Here is a 4254-nt window from a genome sequence, read left to right on the forward strand (position 1 = left end):
AAAAGGGTTTTTGAATGAAATGGACTCCTTCATCCAGAACTCCTTGATGAGCGATGACATTAGCAGTATAACCAGACATAAAAAGAACTTTTATATTAGGAAATATTGTTAGGAGTCTTTCGGTAAGCTCGGGGCCACTCATGTCAGGCATAACAACGTCAGTAATAAGTAGATGTATATTATTAGTGTATTTTTGAGCTATATTAATAGCTTCTTTGGGAGTTTGAGCAGTTAAAATTTGATACCCTAATTGTTTTAACATTTTTTCAGTCATTTTAAGGATGGCTTGGTCATCCTCTACTAACAAAATTGTTTCTCTCCCTCTAGTTAATCCCACCTTTGGTGTTCCTACTTGAATTGGTTCCGATTCCTTTTTAAATCGAGGCAAATAAATCTTGATGGTGGTTCCTTTTCCTGGTTCACTATAGACATTGATGAAGCCGTTATTTTGTTTAACAATACCGTAAACGGTTGACATTCCTAAGCCGGTGCCTTTCCCAAATCCTTTGGTGGTGAAAAAAGGCTCGAATACATGAGCGATAGTTTTTTGATCCATTCCACACCCATTATCGCTCACTGATAAAAGTACATATTCACCAGGTATATAACCATAATGTTGTTCACAATAGTTGTCATCAAAAATAGCGTTGCCGGTTTCGATGGTTATTTTTCCAGTTCCCGAAATGGCGTCACGAGCGTTAACACAGAGGTTGGCACTGATTTGGTCGATTTGTGAAGGATCAATGTAAACTAACCATAAATCCTTACCTGGGATCCAGACAGGCTCAATTTCTTCACCAATTAACCGACCCAGCATTTTTAAGGTGCCCTCAACGATTTGGTTCAGATCGAGTAACTTCGGAGCAATGGTTTGTTTGCTGGCGAAAGCTAATAACTGCCGAGTTAAATTGGCGGAACGTTCAGCCGCATGGTGAATTTCAATGAGGTCAGCATGTATAAGATGAAAGGGATCTACCTGATTTAAAGCTAATTCGGCGTGGCCGAGAATGGCTTGCAGCATATTGTTGAAATCATGAGCTATACCTCCCGCCAGCCTTCCAACTGATTCCATCTTTTGGGCTTACAGGAGTTGAGCTTGGAGCTTTTCGTGTTCTTCTTCCATTTTTTTCCTTTCGGTTATCTCCTGAGTAAACTCAGCAAGCGCAACGATTTGGCCTTTTTTATCAAATATTGGATAACCGCGCATGTGCCAGTAGCGACCATCAGGAGTTTGATTATTTGCTTCGCGAGGTGCTTTATCATGGAGAGCCGTTAGAACTGGGCATTCGGCACAAGGTTCATTTCTTTGATGCCACAATTCATAGCAATGCTTTCCAACGACTTCTTCAGGAGTTTTTCCAATTGATTCGTTGGAAAGACGATTTGTCCAAATAATACTTAAGTTGGTATCATAATAAGTGATTAACTCATTAGTTGAATTTAAAATGAGTTCCTTTTGTCGTTCACTTTCACGTAATTCCCTGGTTCGTTTGGCAACCTGTTTGCGAAGCGACCATGACCAGAGGAAAAATATAAAGAGCAGAACAAGAAGGGGAATAATAACTATGGCAATATATCGTAAGATAGTGATCAGTTTTAAAGTTTTTAGGTCGTAAATGCCCATCCATTTTTCAAAAATTTGACGATATTCTCCGGTTTTAGAAAGAACATTTAATCCTTCGCTTAATTGAGTCAAAAGTGCCCTCTGATTTTGATGTACAGCAAAACAATATTCGGCGGTTACTAATGGTTCTTGACCAACAGTTAGGTTATCCCAACCCTGCTTTTCGATCCAGTAATAGGCAGTTCTCAGTGAAACCAGTGCACAATCGTACTTTCCCTCGGCTAATATCTGAAGGGCATCCTTTTGTGATTCAACTAAAAGGGCTTGTTTTTCCATACCATTTTTTTGGAGAAAATCGTGCATAATGTCACCCTGTTGAACGACAATCTGTTTATCTCTCAAATCATCTAAGGATGATGATGGATTTCCTTCTCCCGTTCTTACCACGCTTACATAACTGATATTTGTATGAGGAGGAGTAAAGTCAAAAAGTAAGTCTCTTTCTGAAGAATAGAGCATACCCTGGATTGCATCAATTTTTCCATTAAATAAGTCTTCGCGAATTTTAGCCCAGGGACCAAGGTGGATCTCGATATCGAGGTCCATTTCTTTAGCAATTGCTTTGCTTAAGTCAACGTTAAACCCATCGGGTTGACCATTTTCATTAATAAACTCAAAAGGAGGAAAATCAAAATCTCCACCAATGATGATACGACGATTGGTTGGGAGTTCCATGGCAGCAAACCATTTGGAATGGAGATGTTGATAGGTTCCATCAGCGATAACTAAAGCAAGTCCTTCGTTTAACAAGGCCAGTGTATCACGATCTCCTTCTTGAACGGCAAAACAGAAATCCTGACGAAAGCCATCAATTGATTGGTTAACGACCTGCAAGTTATTGAATCCGGTTTCTTGTATTAGGCGCAGTGCAACCAACCGCTGTATAACTACCGCATCGTAAATGCCTTGGGAAAGTCCACGAAGGGCTTCTTCAAAAGTGATGGTGGTATAGATTTCTGCACCAATATTTTCACGACGCATGAATTCTTCAGCATTATCACCCTTCATTACAGCCACTTTTCGTCCTTTTAAATCATCAAGCTTTTGGATATCACCTGTTCCAATTCGAACAACAATGGCACCGTGAAGAGATATATAGGGGAAGGTAAAGTCAAAAGACGATTCTCGCTCTGGAGTGCGACCTACTAATGGTAAGGCTTGAACTTCACCCTTTTCCAGCCAGCCTTTAACCTCCGCCCAGGGGCCAACTCGAAAAGCTGCTTTTCGTCCCATGGCAGCGAGAGCGGCGCGAATAAGTTCGACAGAGAAACCATTAGCTTGACTGTCGAAATCAACAAAACAAAATGGGGGGTAATTGATTTCGCTTCCAATTAAGATAGGTTCTTGGGTATTGGCAAGATCAGGACACAAAAAAACTGACAAAACTAAAATAAACATCAAAAAGATAATTTTTTTATGTTGATGATACTTATTTATATTTGGTTTAAGGTAATCGGTTAAAAAACTGATTTTTTCCATAAATCACGCTATAATTAGAACCTTCTTCAATTACTTGGATTAGAAATGAAAATCTAAAAATATACTTTATTTTACTATATTATCTTTAATATAGCTTTAATTACAAAAAATATCAGCAGAATTCAAATCATGGTGTAAAAAATTGTAATGATAAAAATTGGTTTTTAACCACATGAAGCAAGTCTATCGTCTGATTTAGATTCGAAGAACTCCTTATTTTTAGGATATTTTTGTAACTTATCAGATAGTGGTAAAATTCTCAAAAAGAATGAATTGAATGTTGGTATGAAAAGCTTGACAAAAAAGATGTTAAAAACCGTTATTTGGATTTGCTTGAAGTTTTAGGTGAGAGTAGCCTTAATATGATACCAGATTCTTTCTTTTAAGAAGAGGGAAAAATACATAAAAAGGAATTTAGTCAAGGAAATAAATAAAATATTTTAATTAATATAAAAAATATAAAGAAAGGAGTAAGAATATGCCGGAATTTAGTAGCCCCTTTACCTTTTTAAAAAATGATCGAAAACTGACTCATGAGGAATTGGTACGAGCGATAAGATTTATGATTGCAGCAGAATTTGAAGCCATTCAACTTTATCAACAAACAGCTGAAAGCACAAGTGATAAATTGAGTCAGGAGGTGCTTCTTGATATTGCCAACGAAGAAAAAGAACATGTCGGTGAATTTCTTCGTTTACTGCGGGAGCTGGATCCTGAAGAAGAAGAGTTTTACCAAAAAGGGTATAAAGAAGTTGAGGAAATTATGAAAGAATTAAAAAAATAACTTTAACTTTGAAGAAATTCTTTAGGATTTATATCAGTTCGGAACTCAAAAAAGAAGCAGATAATTTCATTTAATAAGGCTATGTTATAATAAAAGAAAATATATATTGTAATTATATATTAGCCGGTTTTAATTTGATAAAGGCCATTATGAAGTTGAGCTGAGAAAATTATAAGTGAAAATGACTCCAATTGCCTTGAAATTTTCACAAGGGTGAGGGGGGAGGATATCTATATAATTGGTTCTAACTATTCTTTCTTGATGGGGAAGGTGATGATGAAGGTGAGGATTCAATTTGTAACTTATTACGAAACAATTTTTTCCCCATCACTTACCAGCAAAGTAAATACTTGTAATATTTTATAAT

At 36.9% G+C, this 4254-nt stretch carries 3 protein-coding genes; 1 reads left to right on the forward strand and 2 read right to left on the reverse strand.

Annotation, left to right across the window (positions count from 1 at the left end; genetic code table 11):
• The coding region (locus PLK24_RS08985) for an ATP-binding protein (protein ID WP_324478351.1) at nucleotides 1–1072 on the reverse strand (1072 nt) is incomplete at its 3' end.
• Between the two features lie 9 nt (nucleotides 1073–1081).
• The gene (locus PLK24_RS08990) at nucleotides 1082–3103 is read right to left on the reverse strand and encodes a transporter substrate-binding domain-containing protein (RefSeq protein ID WP_324478353.1); all 2022 of its coding nucleotides are present in this window, start codon (nucleotides 3101–3103) and stop codon (nucleotides 1082–1084) included.
• A 478-nt stretch (nucleotides 3104–3581) separates the two neighbouring features.
• On the opposite strand from PLK24_RS08990, the gene encB reads away from it, so the two are divergent.
• Nucleotides 3582–3887 carry an encapsulin nanocompartment ferritin-likeEncB family encapsulin nanocompartment ferritin-like cargo protein cargo protein gene (gene encB, locus PLK24_RS08995; protein ID WP_324478354.1) on the forward strand — a complete coding sequence of 102 codons (306 nt, stop codon included), beginning with the start codon at nucleotides 3582–3584 and terminating at the stop codon, nucleotides 3885–3887.
• Nucleotides 3888–4254: the final 367 nt, after the last annotated feature.

It is taken from the genome of Atribacter sp., from assembly GCF_035418125.1.
Lineage (GTDB): Bacteria > Atribacterota > Atribacteria > Atribacterales > Atribacteraceae > Atribacter > Atribacter allofermentans.

What these genes read in the sequence shown, in the direction of transcription:
- PLK24_RS08990 (WP_324478353.1), bottom strand. Translation starts at nt 3,103, where the DNA reads ATGGAAAAAATCAGTTTTTTAACCGATTACCTTAAACCAAATATAAAT.
- encB (WP_324478354.1), top strand. Translation starts at nt 3,582, where the DNA reads ATGCCGGAATTTAGTAGCCCCTTTACCTTTTTAAAAAATGATCGAAAA.